Source organism: Corallococcus sicarius (assembly GCF_003611735.1).
GTDB lineage: Bacteria > Myxococcota > Myxococcia > Myxococcales > Myxococcaceae > Corallococcus > Corallococcus sicarius.
In genome coordinates, this window is record NZ_RAWG01000087.1 from 1 (window position 1) to 13,470 (window position 13,470).

Sequence of the window (13,470 nt, forward strand, 5' to 3'; positions counted from 1 at the left end):
CCTTCTCCACCACCTCGGTCTCCCGGACCCGAGCCTCTTTCACCACCGGATTCATCGTCCCTGCCTGGGTCGCCCTGCACACTAAACTGCTGGGTACGAACTGTCTCACTCACGTTGGCAGAGAGGGCATGCCGCGGTCGGTGATGGCCTCTAGCGCTTCTGCAGTGGTCATGCCGAATTCCTCGGGACTTCAGATGCTGCCTGCTCGTCGTCCGACCGCGCGGCGGTTGGATGAGCCCGTTGCACATAACCCGTCGGCGCTGGCAATCACGCCGCGTTGCTTCGGTCGCGCGCCCCGGCTCGGATGCTCGCCACAAGGCCCAGTGCCACGAGCACTCGCGTTGGCCCAGCACTGGCCCCCGAAGTCACATGCCGGTGGCTGGATTCTGACAGCCCCGCCCGTTGCTCGGCTCCCGGCCACGGTGAGCTGCGCTCCCTCCGGTCAGCTTGAGGCGCGGCCCCACTGGTTCTCAGCGGCAGGGCTAACGCACTTCTAACGCAGACCGGGTGGGCGAAAACGAACGGGGTTGGACGGTTTGACCCGTCCAACCCCGCGTCTCTACATGTCCCCGACGGGATTCGAACCCGTGGACACGGGGTGCCCTAAACCCGCGACGGTGCACGCCTTTCGCCGAATCGTGAGTGAATCCGGGTACGTCGAGTCCACGGGGGAGTCCCCGGCAGTCCCACCTGTCGCCTGGAGTCCCCTCCAGTTTTGGAGACATTCTGGAGACAGAGTCAGAGGCGCACGGTGCTCCAGGGAGGTTCGTGGGAGTCCAACGGTAGCGTGTGTCCTGGCTAGGTGTGGCGGGGAGGGGCAGGTGGGGGAGCGCGAGTGGGCGTATCGGCGAAGGCAGCCGGAGAGGACGGTGCTATACGAGGCCGTGAGAGACAACCTCGCCACATTGCTGGCGGAGGCCAGCGAGGTGGGGCGCGGCCTGCCCCGGTACGTGGAGCGGGACTTCTCTCGGTACCTGGAGTGCGGGGTGCTGGCGCACGGGTTCGCCCGAGACTAAAGGCCGCGTAGATTGGGCCGTGGAAGGCCCGGAAAGGCTGCAATGCCGACTTGGTTGGTTCGACTGTTTTTTGGCTTGCCCTGCCGTCCGGAGGACCGAGACGAGCTGCTGAAGACCGTTCCAGAGTTGTTCCAGGATCGCTCACCTCATTATCCTCTGCTCCCCTTGATCTTTGCCGATCCTTTGTGGCGCGTAGTGGAAACGGCCGACATCAAGAAGTGGGCCTCCGAAGTGCGTGATGGGGAAGGGCCGCCGCGACGAAGGATGTCGCAGCAGGAGGAATGCCCCTCAAAGGACTGCCCCCTCCGTCGAGGAGACAAGCGATCCGCGACCGAATCCCCGCCGGCTGACGCAGTAACGTCCCCAAGTGTGTCGCCGCTCGACGAGATCGATGTTCACTTTGAACGGCTTATTATTTCCGGTGGGCCTGGAAGAAAGAGCTCCAAAGGAGCCTTTCTTGACTTGGTGAGGAAGGTCCGTAAGGCGAAAGTGTCCGGATGTCCGGTCGACGTCTACATCACTGACCGCTACGTCTTTGCTGATGCCAGCGCAGGCCAACAAGTCGGCGGTTACTCATCGTTGATCGACTACCTTGCCGCCCTCGAGCTCAAGCGTGAGTCGGCCTTCAATCTTCACCTGCCGTCGTGGCCAGCCAGATCCGAGCTACAGAAACGACGCGATGACGACCTTAGTGAAGCCCAGAGAATCGTTCTGCGGCTGGTCGGAGAGCACTTCCCGAACGCGGCAATCCAAGCTCTTCATCAGCAGGTACGCTTTCATGACCGCCTGTACGTGGTTCGCGACGAAAGAAGTGGGCTTAGCGGAGTGTTTGGTCCTTCGTTGAACGGGCTTCATGATGAGGACATCGCGTTGATCGGCGAACTGGATGATGACGACTTGCTCAAGCGTCTCGACGGCCTTCTGACACGCTGAAGGCAGGTTCTTCATGATATCGCCGACGCTGCGAGCCGCTCGAACGGTTATCGGCTCGCCTCCGTCGAACTGAGTGTTGTTCCAGTTCAACTTCGAGAGCGCCAGCAGCTCCTGAGCAACGCCCCTCGACGACGAAGTTCCGCGTGCCAGCCGGAACTCCCGGGTGACGGCTCCAGAGCCCCGTCAGGTCCCTCTGCTGGCACTCCATGCCCCTCCCTCGCACCCCTGTCCCTCCTATTCAGTCCACAGTGACGGATGGTCGAGCCTTGGCCTAATGATCCGCAACTGCCTCGGGATTTCGCCGTCGTCGTCGAGTTTGTTGACGAACATCTCTGCGAACGTGCCGCATGCCCTAATTTTTACAGGTTCAGGGGGGTGGTTCTCATCCTGAGAAGGGGAGGTCATTTCTCGGGTTTGCGATGCTGAGCCACTGGCCGTCGTGCTTGTAACTCTTCGATTTTCTTGGCGCTGCTCAGGATGAGATCCAGACCCAGGTTCAGACAAAGGGATGCCGTGCAATCGGTCGCGGAAGTCAGTCAGGATCATCGGTTTCAGCTTTCTTGCCCATCCGCTGATATGAACGGTATCAAAATTCTGACTGCCACGAATTACGTTCAAGGCTTGGAGAACGTCTTGCATAGCGGCAAGTAGTTGTGAACCCCCCGGTCCGTACGGCTTGCTTTGCAGTGGAAATGGGCAAATGTTCATGACGCCGATTTTCGCCAAAGCGGTTGGCAGAGGGAGGTTCCCCTCTTCCCGGTGATAGAGGCCGAAAGGAACTGTGTGAGTGCCTTGGGTTAACTGACGTGAGAAATTCTCACCGCTAGCCCCACTCAGAGGTTTTCGAAAGATCAATTCGTAGACATGCGGTGACTCAAGGATGTAGATGTAATCGAGTTCATCAGGCAGTACGTCTTTGACCTCAAAATGGCGTTTGAGGTAACAAAAAACATCCGCGACTTCTGCATCTGATGGATTTGGACTTGGAGTACGAGCCATGAGAAGTCTTCCTTCGCCTGACGGGTGGGCTTAAGCGAGGGGTGAACGGATGGCGAAGGGTTTATGGCTCTCGTGGGTCGATTCCCTCGTCCTTGAGCCTCTTTCTCTTCGTGGATAGGGGTTCAGGCTCGTCGAGGTAATCCCATGTAAGGAGCACCTCGTGGTTGTCAGGGTCGAATGCGAGCCGCTGCGTACGCTCGTACTCCAGAAGTTCTCGGCCGAGGAGTGTCAGCTTCCCTTTTTTCCACTGTGGCCACATGACAGCGAACGACATGGTGGCGAGTCGCTGTTGAACAGCGACGAGTTGGATCGGCCCTCCGACTGTTCGGTGTTTTTGTGATCGGATCATGTCACGGAGCACGTCGAACGGTTCCCAGCCAAGGTGGAGTGGGCGTCCGCGTTGCGGGCGAAGTTGTGAGCCAAGAAGCTTGCGTGCCTCTACTGCGCCATCTCCGATTAGGGTTGCGCCCACGCTGGTATGCTGGCGCCCCGGTTTTACGAGGTGGAATGTTTGTTTCTTCGCGTCGAATCGACTGATCCACGTCCGCCACGCCCGAGTCAGCACCGAACGTCCTGCGACGAGAAGATGGAACTCTTCTTTCAGCTGGCTACCTGCTGGCAGCTCGCGCACGTCACGCAGCAGGTGGGTTACGAGCTTTTCCAGGTGAGAGATAAGTTCTTCGAGGGGCAATCGTCGTGTGGATGCACCCTCGAAGTCCTGTAGGTAGAGAAGTATCTGAAGTACCACGGGATACGCGAATGCCGTGTCTCCGGCGAAAGCAAGGACACAGTCCCCGCGAGCCAATGGGAACAACTTGGGGCCTTGGTCCCAAGTTAGCCCGCCGCTCAAGCGGCTATCCGACGCGACGACCAGCTCTTCTTCAGGGGTTCCGGTGCGCCTGACCCATGCAGCGACGAGTGTCATGGATCAAGAGTATTCGATCTCTGGTAGGAGGGCATATCAGAAGAGCATAGTCCGCAGGGCGAGAAGATACTCCGCCCAATGACGCGTGAACCACCAGCACGAAGGAGGCGCGTCCACCTTGAGCACCATCTTGGGGGCTAGGTGGTGCAGTCCGGAAAATCTCCTCTCACTGGTGGGATAAGAGCCCATGAGAAGGCTTCGTCCTCGTACCTGTCTCCGTGCGGGCGAGGCGTGATCGGTAGGGCGGGAAGGGGGTGAACGCCATGCTGAGCGCCATGAGGAAGCTGCTGGCCTCGACACTCACCCGAGAGATGATGGCGGCTGTCGTCTTCGCGCTGGCCGAGCATCTTCGGCGGCAGGTGAGGCGCGGGCAGTAATGCCCGGGGAGGAGTCCCACTGTGGATGTGGTGGAACTCCTCTTGCCTTTGGAGAAGGTCGCATCGTCGAGGTGCGGCCTTAATCACTCACCCCAAGAGGAACTGCACGATGCACAAGGCCATCAGCTTGAGTGCGGAGCTTGCGGAGATCAGGAACGCCGTCGAGGGAGCCCGCTTCCTCGCGGATGAACTGGCCACAGGCGGCCTGGAAGACCGGAAGCGCGAGCTTCAAGCCCCGCTCACCATCTCGGCCATCTTGGTTCTGGTGGAACTGCGGCTCCATCAGGTCGAGCGCGTGCTGCGGGGTGAGGAAGACCCGCTGTTGTTGTGGGCGCCGCACAACGACGTGTCGCTCATCCAAGCTGAGGATGAGGAGCATGACCTGGTACTTCGTTCGTGGGGCAAGCCAGGGGAGGCCGAGGAGCCTTCGCTCCGGAGGAAGGCATCGCAGTCCCCCGCGCAGGGCACGACCAGGAGGACTGGCCCATCGCCAGAGGCTTCACCCAAGCAACCCGGGGAAGGTGAAGATCAGCCGCCCACCACGGAGCCGAAGAGCTGAGCCATCCCCCACCGGGAACGTTCACCGGGCGGGACGGCATGCAGGACGCGATCGCAGGATCTGGGACTCCGCGTCCTGTTTCTTAGCTCTCGCAGTAGAGTGAGAACCAGCCGTTCTATGTCCGGCTGACGAGGTGGAACTGATGAGTTTGACCCAGAAGATGAAACAGGCGTTGAAGCTACTGGCTCAGGAGCCGCGTGTGCCGGTGTCCCAAATTGGTTGGAGCACTGCACGGGCGCTTGAAAGACGCGGGCTTGTTGAGATCACCTACATCGGCGGACGACCGGATCGTAATCGCGGCCTCAATCAGTACTACGTTTCTATTACCCGCGAGGGACGGGATGAAGCAGGCGGTTTGTAGAGAAGTCCCCAAGCACTTTTCAGAAAGAGCCGCAGAAGTCCGAGGTACCACTGGCTCTCCACCCTCTCGTGCGCGAGGAGTGAGGGGGCGAACACAGGGTACGGTCATCAGGAGGGCATGGCCGTAGGTCGCTCAGGCTTGGAGATAGCCCCCTCCATGGGGGCCCCGAAAAATTAGAGCCCATCCCTACCACCCCGGCTCAATGAAGAAGCCGGGCCCCTGAAAAATGGACCTGCGGCAAGGCAACCCCTGTCCCCTGGGGGTGGGGGCCTTGTCCGGAGCCGATAGCCCTACCAATAGGCGAGGGCGCCAGAAGGCCCGCATAGGCGTCACAACGAACCCGAGGATCTGATTGGCACGTCATCGGAGCACACGAATGGCGCAGCTCAGCCTCCCCCTTGCTCGTCTTCTGGATTGGGTGGCGACTCGAAGAACTTCTCGCGGTGGAAGTAGTACCAGGGAACCGGATTCTTGTTGGTCTTCCTCGCAACGCGATAGGCGTTCACGGCGCTGTTGATGGACCCATGCACCATGATGTCCGCAAGATCCTGGGCGGTCCCTTCTGTACTCGCGTGGAAGTCCAGACGGAAAATGAAAGAGTTCCTCGTAAGCACCAAGTAGAGGTCTCCGAGGAGACGCTCGAAAATGTCGAGTTGGCTCTGTAGGTCGTCCAGCGACTGGAAATGCTGGACGTCGAAGTGCCGCTCGTAACGGTGAGCGCGAACCCTGTTGCGGTCCCTCTCCAGCGGCTCGGTCTCCTTCATGAACCGCTTGACGAGCGTCTGCACTCCTTGAGGAGTGACTGGATACTCGCCGGGTATCAAACCATCGAGTGCGCCATTGATGCTCTGGGTTACTAACTCGCGGTGGTGCTGCTGCACCTCGGCTTGAATGCGCGCGTAGTCTTCAGGACCGCCTATATTTCCGGAGATTATCGCGGGCCGAGTGGAAATCTCCGACGGGTCGCATCTTTTCAGCCGGGCACAGTCCTTTTCCAGAAGGTGGAGAAGTCCGCGCCTGACAAGGCGTTCGCGGATGGAGAAGAGGTCAATGACGAACATGTCGAAGCTGTCTCGGGCGAGCTGCAAAACGGCATCGTTCCAGATGCGGACCCTTCTCCGGCTGGTCTTCTTCGCACTGAGCTGGCCCATCACCTTGTCCAACTCCTGGGCGATGGCTCTCAGGAGCGGGTAACGTCTCTTGGTCACGACGTAGGCCTCGATGGCCTCGTCCAGCATCACCAGGATTTCATCTCGCTGCTCCGGCGGAGGTTGGGAGTTCGAGCTTTCGGTCATAGCGATTGGACAGCATGCTCCTCCTGGGAGCGGCTGCAAGCTCGCGCATTGAGCGCTCGCTCGGCGACGCAGGTCCGTGTTGCCTCGTTACTTCACGAGCCGGAGCTTCACCCTCAACGCCTGCGTCTCGGACGGGGGCTCGGACCGGGCGGAGACCACTTGGGAGCGCACCTGTCCGAGTAGATCGAGCTGGCGCTGCATGCAGTTCTCCAGCAGCCGCCGATGCCGCTCCAGCTTCTTCAAGTCCGCGTCCTCCAGCAGTAGCACCTCAGCGGCGAGCCGTTCACGCAGCGACCCGAGGACGGCCTCCTCCTCTGCCAGTTTCGCAGCGAGGGCCCCCTTCACCATCCGGGCCATGTTGCCCAGGTTCTCGTAGATGGCCGGGGGGATGCGATCCGTCTTCTCGTTCTCCTTGGCCATCTTGAGCGCGGAGGCCAGCGGCTCCACCACGGCCACCGGCAAGCCCGGCAGCTCGCGCAGCACGTTCACGGTCTTCTCCACCCCGGTGATGAAGGCGCTCGTCCTCTCCCTGTCCTTCGGCGGGGAAGGGATGGCGTCCACGGCCTCAACGAAGCCCGTCATCATCGCCAGTGCCATGCGGGTGTTGTCGAAGAGCTTGAACTCGTCCGTCTTCTCCAGTTCCTCTTCGAGACGAGCCCGCATCCTGCCGTTCTCTACGCGGCTCAGCCGCTCCAATTTCCAAGCCGTGTCCGCGAGCTGCGCGACGTTGGCGGCCTCGGGGATGGTGCCGGGGGACAAGGCGGCAAACCACGAGTCCAAGAACGCCTCGTACGCCTTCGGATCTTCACCGGGTAGAAGAAGGTGTGCGGCGGTGAATCCGAATCGGACGGAGTTGAGCGCGGCACGAGACTTTCCCTCAGAAGTTTTCGGCCCGTGGGACTTGGCCCCGTTGATCGCGCTGGTGGCAGCCTGTCGAGCGGTGCGGGCGGTGACGTTCATGAGGGGATTCTCCGGCTGGCCTGCTCGCGTGGGAAGGATGAGGTGTGCCGCCCGAGGGTTCGCGTCACGGCTTGCGCTCTTGCCAGGTCATGGGAGCGAAGGCGGGCAAGCGCCGGTGCTCGCGCCATCGCTGAAGGGCTACGTTGACGCTGGGTCGCTGGTAGAAGGGGGCGAGCAATTCCACCGGCTCTCCCACGTCTACCGCCACGCGATCCAGGTCGAAGCCATGACGGATGAGCAGCAGGACGAAGGCGGCCTCGCCCTCGGTGCAGCAGTAGCGGGGCATCTTCAACCCCAGCTTGCGTGTCTTCGAGTCCCGCCACTTCGACTTCGCAGTGGTGCGGGGGATGGGCTCGCCGCTGTCGAGGCCCTTCATCTCCCCCCACAGCGCCTCCACCCGCTGGGCCAGCTTCCATTCCACCCGGAGGACACGTTCGCGGAAGGTCGAGGCTCGTGGGGGCGTCGTGGCCACTGGCGCGGGGAGCCCTACGAGATCAGGGCGATTGATGACGCGCGCAGGTTGAGGTGGGCGGTAGCGAAGTCCTCCAAGGTCGTGGTGCTCCCGAGGGCTGTAACGCCGAGCCTTGGAGTTGTGCGCCCGAGCGTGGCTGGTGGGATTGCCTCGGCCCAGGCGCTTGATGCGGGCGTCCAGCTTGTCGCCCCGCTGGTGGTGGATCACGTCGCCCATCTTGCGCATGGGACGCAGGCCACGCGTGGCGTAGAAGTCCCAGGCGAAGTGGTGCAGCCACATCCACCGCAGCGGGGCGCGAGGGTGGCCGCAATGCGTGAGGCCGCACGAGGGACACAGCGGCCTGATGTTCGCCACCCATGGGTAGCCGTCCTCACCCATGACGATGACGAGGTCCTTGGCTTGGAGATCCGCCAGCACCTCGTTGTTCACCTTCACGCCGTTCACCTCGGTCCAGTTCTGCCTGCTCATCACCGTCTTTCTCCTCGGAGGCGCTCGCCTCCCGGAGACCATGGACGGGGACCTGGTCGAGGTGGATGGCGGAAGGTGAAGAACGCGCAGCGTTCACACCTCCGGCCTGTAGAGACACTCCGACCAGGTCCCCGATCTATAGAAAGGGAACCTCTCTTGAAGCCCTCGGGGGCGTGCTGGAAGCTGCCTCGCTGCTGCATCGGGCCAGGATCGAGCGTGCTGCTTACCGTCCGAGGGGAATTGCCGTGCGCCCCGGCCTATGAGAGGCGGCCCTGGTGCACGGTCACCAACAAGGTGACGCTGGAACCATGGGGCTCCTCGAAAATGAGCACCAGCGGGGGACGAACCGCGTCTCTGGGGCCAGAATCCTCCCCCCGATGAAGAGATCCCGGCGTGGGTAATGTAGGGGGAGGCTTGGGGCGGACTATGGCCCGGAATGCTCCCCCAACCACCAAGAGCTGGAGGGTTTAATCAGGGGGAGGGGAGACATCGGAGCCGTTTCGGTGTGGAACACTCCCCCTCCCGGTCAGACCCGGTCATGGCGATGCTGGGCGTGGGGCTAGGGTTCGCGACCCGAAAGGCCGTCCTTCCTCGGCGGCTTGCCCCGTTTTCATCCGAGGACCGCCGCGCCCGCCAAGGGCGCATGAGGAGGCGGAAGATGGGTACACCTCGCACGGGTGGTGTTCACCGCGAGCCATCCAAGCATCGTTTCAAGGGGGAGAAGGACGCCACGCAGCTACTTCTGCGGCGGCGTTCGCCTACCCAGATCGCCGCCATCTGTGCGAATGCCAATCTTGCTCTCTACCAGGCGAGGACGTTCGCGTGGGTGCATCGCAACAGCCAGTGGCTGCTCTCCGGCGACTACTTGCGCGCACCGCCCGAGTTTCCGCCCGGCCGGGGAGGCACGGACATCAGCCAGCTCACGGCCATGTTGGGCCCGCAGTTGAGCCTGCTCGTCCATGGCGAAGAGGTCGGTGCAGCGTACCGCGAGCTTGTCCAAGCAGGCCAGCGGCTCCAAGCCGCCGTCAACCGTTTCAACGAGCAGCACCCTTGGGCGAAGGAGCACACACGGCTCTGGCAGAGCGAGCAGCGGCTGTTCTGCGCCTTCGCCATGCTCGCCGTAGAGGCAGAGAACATGGGGCCCAAGCTCTCGCCGCTGGAGATGGAGGCGCTTGCGCTCCTTGTGGGCATTCGGGAGCCGGGCGAGGAATTCGAGCAGGATCCCAAGTCCAACGAGCAGCGGCAGGCCGCCTGGAAGGAGATGATGAAAGACGTGGTTGAAAGTGGAGTGCTTCCACTCCTTCGGAGTATTGCCACCGAACACCGCCCGCCGGAGATGGTCGCCCTGACTCCTCCTGCATCACCTGCGCAGCCCGCCACGGCATCTCCCGAGCAGTTCAAGGAAGAAGAGGGGGATAAGAAGTAGGCCGGAGCGTGTGGAATTCTCCCGCTCCCGCCCAAACTGGGACACGCCCACCATGAGCCTCGTCTTCACGAGGTTCAGATGCAGGACGGGATCCATTCCAGCAGTGACGATGGGAGGTCGCCGTGTCCAGCGTAGAGGCCGGACTGTGTGACCTCATCCGTGCCCTGGTGCGCGAGGAACTGGCGGCGCTTCACAGGGATCCAGCGCTCCACGAGCGGGTGCAGGCGGGGTCTCCCAGCAGCACCACCACGGAGGGACAGCCACCGCTCGACAAGGCTCTCTACACAGCTGAGGAGGTGGCCCGCCTCCTCGGGTGTAGCCCCAAGGCCGTGTACGCGAAGGTGTCGCGCGGACAGCTTCCAGGCGCGTTCCGCTTGGGCCGCTCGCTGCGGTTCCGGGGGCATGAGCTTTTGCCGTTCATTCTCGAAGGGCGTGCGCCGTCGCCGAGGAGGTCTCGGTGATGAGCGTGAAGGTCAGGGAGTACCGAAGCAGAAGCAAGAAGCCAGAGAAGCGGGACGAGAAGGCGTACGAGGTGGACATCACGTTCCGATGGCCCGACGGCGAAGTGCACCGGGAGCGGATCAAGAGCCCGGTCAGCTCGAAGTCCGGCGCGAAGGCGTGGGGTGAGCAGCGGCAGGCCGAGTTGCTCGCTCGCGGCAAGCAGACCAAGGAAGAGGCGAAGACGAAGAAGCAGGTTCCCACGGTCGAGGAGTTCTTCCCCCGTTTCATCGAGGGCTACGCGAAGGCCAATCGGCAGAAGCCGTCCGGGGTGGACAGCAAGGAGTCGCACTTCCGCAATCACCTGCTGCCCCGGTTCGGGAAGAAGCGGCTGGACGCCCTCTCTGACGAGGACGTGCAGAAGCTCAAGGCCGCCCTCCAGGACCGCAGCGTGAAGACGGTGAACAACTGCCTCTCCACGCTCTCGACGATGTTGAAGGTCGCGGTGAAGTGGAGGGTCATCGACCGGATGCCGGTGGAAGTCGAGCATCTCAAGGGGGCGGAAGGCACCGTCGATTTCTACGAGGTGGAGGACTACGAGCGGCTGGTGCAGGCCGCCGAGAAGCTCGGCCCGGCGCAGCAGCTCGTGGTGCTGCTCGGCGGTGACGCGGGCCTGCGCATGGGCGAGATGATCGCGCTGGAGTGGAGCGACGTGGACCTCAAACGCGGGCTGCTCAAGGTGCAGCGCTCGGACTGGAAGGGGCACGTTAATCTCCCCAAGGGCGGGCGGCCCCGCGAGGTGCCGCTGACACGGGCTCTGGCCTCGGCGCTCGCAGGTGCCCGCCACCTGCGGGGCGAGCGGGTGCTCTACCGCGAGGATGGGACGCCAGTGTCCCAGCAGACGGTGCGAAGCTGGATGTCCGCAGCGCAGAAGCGGGCGGGGCTCAAGGTGACGGGGGCGCTCCACATCCTCCGCCACACGTTCTGTAGCCACCTCGCCATGCGAGGCGTCCCGCCGCTCTCGATCAAGGAGCTGGCAGGCCACCGCAGCCTCCGCACCACCATGCGGTACATGCACCTGGGGAAGGGGGAGAAGCACCGCGCCATCCAGATGCTGGAGGAGGGGCGGGATTCATCTCCGGCTTGGAGACATTCTGGAGACGAGAAGGAGCCAGAAAGCACCGGGGCCGGAAACCGCTGAGATTTCAGCAGCTTCCGGCCCCGATTGAAGTGTCCCCGACGGGATTCGAACCCGTGTTACCGGCTTGAAAGGCCAGCGTCCTGGGCCTCTAGACGACGGGGACGTCGTCACTGCTTGAGTCGCGGGGGGCTCGAACCCCCGACCCTCGGCTTAAAAGGCCGGTGCTCTACCAGCTGAGCTAGCGACTCGCTATTCTTTTTTGTCGCCCCGGCCACGGGCGGTCGTGCGAGGCGCTTCCTACCAGCAGCGCCCGGGGACTTCCACTGGCGATCTCAGCCCCCGCTCCCTGACAGTCCCGTTCACGACCCCGGGTGAACATCCGCCCCGGTCCGCTCCCGCCGGCTGTCGGCATCCAGGGTTATACACAGGGGCATGGCCCAGGAAGTTCCCGACCCACCCGACGCCCCCGAGGACGAAGAGGGGGAGGAGCAGGCCCCGTTCCGCCGCTACCTCACCCGGGCGGGCGCCGAGCGCATGCACCGTGAGCTGCTCCAGCTCCTCAACGAGGCCCGCCCCAAGGTCACCGCCGAGGTCTCCGCCGCCGCTGCCCAGGGCGACCGTTCAGAAAACGCCGAGTACATCTACGGCAAGAAGCGCCTGCGGGAGATTGACCGGCGCATCCGCTTCCTCTCCAAGCGCCTGGACACCGCCACCATCGTCACCCCCGCCGAACAAAGCGACCGCTCGAAAGTCTACTTCGGGGCCACGGTCACCCTGGAGGACGAGGCAGGCGCGCGCGTCACGTACCAGATTGTCGGCTCGGATGAGATCGACGCCACCGGCGGCCGCATCAGCGTCGAGTCACCCATGGGCCGCGCGCTCTTGCGCAAGGCCCCCGGGGACACCGTGGAAGTGCGACGCCCCCGGGGGGAGATTGAGCTCACCCTCGTGGACATCCGTTACGACTAGGACGTTCCCATGCCCCGGACGCCGAATATCAGTCCCCGGTTGCTCCGCACCTACCCGCGCCTGGGCGGCCTGGAGCTGTCCGCGTCCCCGGACGAGTCCCTGTCCCTCGACGACCTGGGCCTGGAGTCCGCCAGCGACCGCGTGGACCTGGCGTTCGGCACCTACAGCCGGGAGGGCCTGGAGCGCGCCCTGTCCGCCTACGGCTTCGCCCAGCGCATCGAGGACCGGGTGGGGCCCGTCGAGCTGCGCCTGTCCTGCCAGGACCCCTTCCAGCCGCGTTTGACCTACTGGAGCAAGCGCTACCACGCCCCCGTGGCGGACGCGTCCCTGCGCCGGACCTCCGGCGCGGAGGTGGGCTTCACCCACGCGGCGGCGGAGGCCCCGCTGCTCTACGTGGACAGCCTGCTGTTGCAACAGCCGGGGCGCCCCTTCGACTGGAACCGCCCGCCGCTGCCCGGACAGCTCCACCCCGGCCTCGCGCTGTCACGCGACATCCTGGACCTCCTGCACCTCATGGCCCGCCGCATTGGCGCGGAGGCGGTGGCGCTGATGCCCGCGACGTTCGCGGCGGCCTCCGTCTACGACCCGCGCTTCACCTTCGTGGACGGGGCCGCCCAGGGACGCTTCAGCGCCCTGCGCCGCGCCGGAAGGGGCTGGCCGCGCTGGCTGCTGGCCTGGGCGGTGGAGCTGGGCTGCATGCGGGACGCCCAGGGACAGCCCGCCCTCTTCGTCCCCTCGGCGATGATCAGCCCCCTGTCGCGGCGGCTGGCCCGGAGGTTCGAGACGCGGGGCTGGAACGAGGCCCAGCGCGTCCACGCGAAGCAGTCCGTGTCGCTCGACGAGGAGGCGCTGCAGGCGCGCTTCCCCTGGGGCCGGATGCCGCCCGGCCCTCCGCCCGAAAGGGTGGCGGAGCTGCTCGGGTATGATCCGCTGTCCCCAGCGTCGTCCTCATCCCCGGACGGAGGGGACTTCGCCCCGGCGCCCCTGCGTTCCACTGCGGGCCCCTGAGCTGTAGCGCCCTGTTCCGAAGGGGTGGGGGCCGTGCTTTTTTGGACGTCCCTTCGCCTTCCCCGACGGGAATGCGGCTGGTCGCCCCTCGTTCGGTGCCTATATTGAGGCCGCCAGGTAGCC

At 63.7% G+C, this 13,470-nt stretch carries 14 protein-coding genes and 3 tRNA genes; 9 read left to right on the top strand and 8 right to left on the bottom strand.

What is annotated here, in order from left to right; all coding sequences use genetic code 11:
* Positions 1-564 precede the first annotated feature (564 nt).
* Positions 565-671, bottom strand: a tRNA-Pro gene (locus D7X12_RS42900).
* Positions 672-884: 213 nt separating this feature from the next.
* Between D7X12_RS42900 and D7X12_RS45040 the strand changes: the two genes are divergently transcribed.
* Both D7X12_RS45040 and D7X12_RS42410 read left to right on the top strand, forming a co-directional pair.
* Positions 885-1,016 carry a hypothetical protein gene (locus D7X12_RS45040; RefSeq protein WP_279637191.1) on the top strand — a complete coding sequence of 44 codons (132 nt, stop codon included), beginning with the start codon at positions 885-887 and terminating at the stop codon, positions 1,014-1,016.
* 369 nt (positions 1,017-1,385) lie between these two features.
* Complete coding sequence (locus tag D7X12_RS42410; protein ID WP_147443676.1) at positions 1,386-1,949, top strand: hypothetical protein; 564 nt, start codon at positions 1,386-1,388, stop codon at positions 1,947-1,949.
* A gap of 234 nt (positions 1,950-2,183) precedes the next feature.
* On the opposite strand, the gene D7X12_RS42415 is transcribed toward D7X12_RS42410, so the two are convergent.
* On the bottom strand, positions 2,184-2,948 hold the full coding sequence (locus D7X12_RS42415) for a hypothetical protein (RefSeq protein WP_147443677.1): 765 nt from the start codon (positions 2,946-2,948) through the stop codon (positions 2,184-2,186).
* Positions 2,949-3,009: 61 nt separating this feature from the next.
* The gene (locus D7X12_RS42420; protein ID WP_147443678.1) at positions 3,010-3,873 is read right to left on the bottom strand and encodes a hypothetical protein; all 864 of its coding nucleotides are present in this window, start codon (positions 3,871-3,873) and stop codon (positions 3,010-3,012) included.
* A 486-nt stretch (positions 3,874-4,359) separates the two neighbouring features.
* Between D7X12_RS42420 and D7X12_RS15675 the strand changes: the two genes are divergently transcribed.
* A complete protein-coding gene (locus D7X12_RS15675) occupies positions 4,360-4,809 on the top strand; it encodes a hypothetical protein (protein WP_244224580.1) in 450 nt (149 codons plus the stop codon).
* A gap of 142 nt (positions 4,810-4,951) precedes the next feature.
* On the top strand, positions 4,952-5,170 hold the full coding sequence (locus D7X12_RS42425) for a hypothetical protein (protein ID WP_147443679.1): 219 nt from the start codon (positions 4,952-4,954) through the stop codon (positions 5,168-5,170).
* Positions 5,171-5,556: 386 nt separating this feature from the next.
* On the opposite strand, the gene D7X12_RS15680 is transcribed toward D7X12_RS42425, so the two are convergent.
* The 3 genes from D7X12_RS15680 to D7X12_RS15690 all read right to left on the bottom strand — a co-directional run bounded on the left by D7X12_RS15680 (position 5,557) and on the right by D7X12_RS15690 (position 8,365).
* The gene (locus tag D7X12_RS15680; RefSeq protein ID WP_147443680.1) at positions 5,557-6,411 is read right to left on the bottom strand and encodes a hypothetical protein; all 855 of its coding nucleotides are present in this window, start codon (positions 6,409-6,411) and stop codon (positions 5,557-5,559) included.
* A gap of 141 nt (positions 6,412-6,552) precedes the next feature.
* Positions 6,553-7,425 carry a hypothetical protein gene (locus D7X12_RS15685; protein WP_120626084.1) on the bottom strand — a complete coding sequence of 291 codons (873 nt, stop codon included), beginning with the start codon at positions 7,423-7,425 and terminating at the stop codon, positions 6,553-6,555.
* 64 nt (positions 7,426-7,489) lie between these two features.
* The gene (locus D7X12_RS15690) at positions 7,490-8,365 is read right to left on the bottom strand and encodes a hypothetical protein (RefSeq protein ID WP_120626085.1); all 876 of its coding nucleotides are present in this window, start codon (positions 8,363-8,365) and stop codon (positions 7,490-7,492) included.
* 658 nt (positions 8,366-9,023) lie between these two features.
* Between D7X12_RS15690 and D7X12_RS15695 the strand changes: the two genes are divergently transcribed.
* The 3 genes from D7X12_RS15695 to D7X12_RS15705 all read left to right on the top strand — a co-directional run bounded on the left by D7X12_RS15695 (position 9,024) and on the right by D7X12_RS15705 (position 11,430).
* Entirely contained in the window at positions 9,024-9,791 is a 768-nt protein-coding gene (locus D7X12_RS15695; protein WP_147443681.1) for a hypothetical protein, read from the top strand.
* Between the two features lie 122 nt (positions 9,792-9,913).
* A complete protein-coding gene (locus D7X12_RS15700) occupies positions 9,914-10,252 on the top strand; it encodes a helix-turn-helix domain-containing protein (RefSeq protein ID WP_244224581.1) in 339 nt (112 codons plus the stop codon).
* Entirely contained in the window at positions 10,252-11,430 is a 1,179-nt protein-coding gene (locus D7X12_RS15705) for a tyrosine-type recombinase/integrase (protein WP_120626087.1), read from the top strand. The genes D7X12_RS15700 and D7X12_RS15705 overlap by 1 nt, the downstream gene beginning before the upstream one ends.
* Before the next feature lie 30 nt (positions 11,431-11,460).
* Here the strand turns inward: D7X12_RS15705 and D7X12_RS15710 are convergent.
* A tRNA-Glu gene (locus tag D7X12_RS15710) sits at positions 11,461-11,533 on the bottom strand.
* 12 nt (positions 11,534-11,545) lie between these two features.
* A tRNA-Lys gene (locus D7X12_RS15715) sits at positions 11,546-11,618 on the bottom strand.
* Between the two features lie 184 nt (positions 11,619-11,802).
* On the opposite strand from D7X12_RS15715, the gene greB reads away from it, so the two are divergent.
* Both greB and D7X12_RS15725 read left to right on the top strand, forming a co-directional pair.
* Positions 11,803-12,339, top strand: a complete 537-nt coding sequence (greB, locus tag D7X12_RS15720) for a transcription elongation factor GreB (RefSeq protein WP_120626088.1) — start codon at positions 11,803-11,805, stop codon at positions 12,337-12,339.
* Positions 12,340-12,348: 9 nt separating this feature from the next.
* A complete protein-coding gene (locus tag D7X12_RS15725; protein WP_120626089.1) occupies positions 12,349-13,347 on the top strand; it encodes a deacetylase in 999 nt (332 codons plus the stop codon).
* Positions 13,348-13,470 lie beyond the last annotated feature (123 nt).

Bases quoted from the DNA above. Each gene is read 5' to 3' on its own strand.
- D7X12_RS42415 (WP_147443677.1), bottom strand. From the start codon at position 2,948: ATGGCTCGTACTCCAAGTCCAAATCCATCAGATGCAGAAGTCGCGGAT.
- D7X12_RS42420 (WP_147443678.1), bottom strand. From the start codon at position 3,873: ATGACACTCGTCGCTGCATGGGTCAGGCGCACCGGAACCCCTGAAGAA.
- D7X12_RS15675 (WP_244224580.1), top strand. From the start codon at position 4,360: ATGCACAAGGCCATCAGCTTGAGTGCGGAGCTTGCGGAGATCAGGAAC.
- D7X12_RS42425 (WP_147443679.1), top strand. From the start codon at position 4,952: ATGAGTTTGACCCAGAAGATGAAACAGGCGTTGAAGCTACTGGCTCAG.
- D7X12_RS15685 (WP_120626084.1), bottom strand. From the start codon at position 7,425: ATGAACGTCACCGCCCGCACCGCTCGACAGGCTGCCACCAGCGCGATC.
- D7X12_RS15690 (WP_120626085.1), bottom strand. From the start codon at position 8,365: ATGAGCAGGCAGAACTGGACCGAGGTGAACGGCGTGAAGGTGAACAAC.
- D7X12_RS15695 (WP_147443681.1), top strand. From the start codon at position 9,024: ATGGGTACACCTCGCACGGGTGGTGTTCACCGCGAGCCATCCAAGCAT.
- D7X12_RS15705 (WP_120626087.1), top strand. From the start codon at position 10,252: ATGAGCGTGAAGGTCAGGGAGTACCGAAGCAGAAGCAAGAAGCCAGAG.
- greB (WP_120626088.1), top strand. From the start codon at position 11,803: ATGGCCCAGGAAGTTCCCGACCCACCCGACGCCCCCGAGGACGAAGAG.
- D7X12_RS15725 (WP_120626089.1), top strand. From the start codon at position 12,349: ATGCCCCGGACGCCGAATATCAGTCCCCGGTTGCTCCGCACCTACCCG.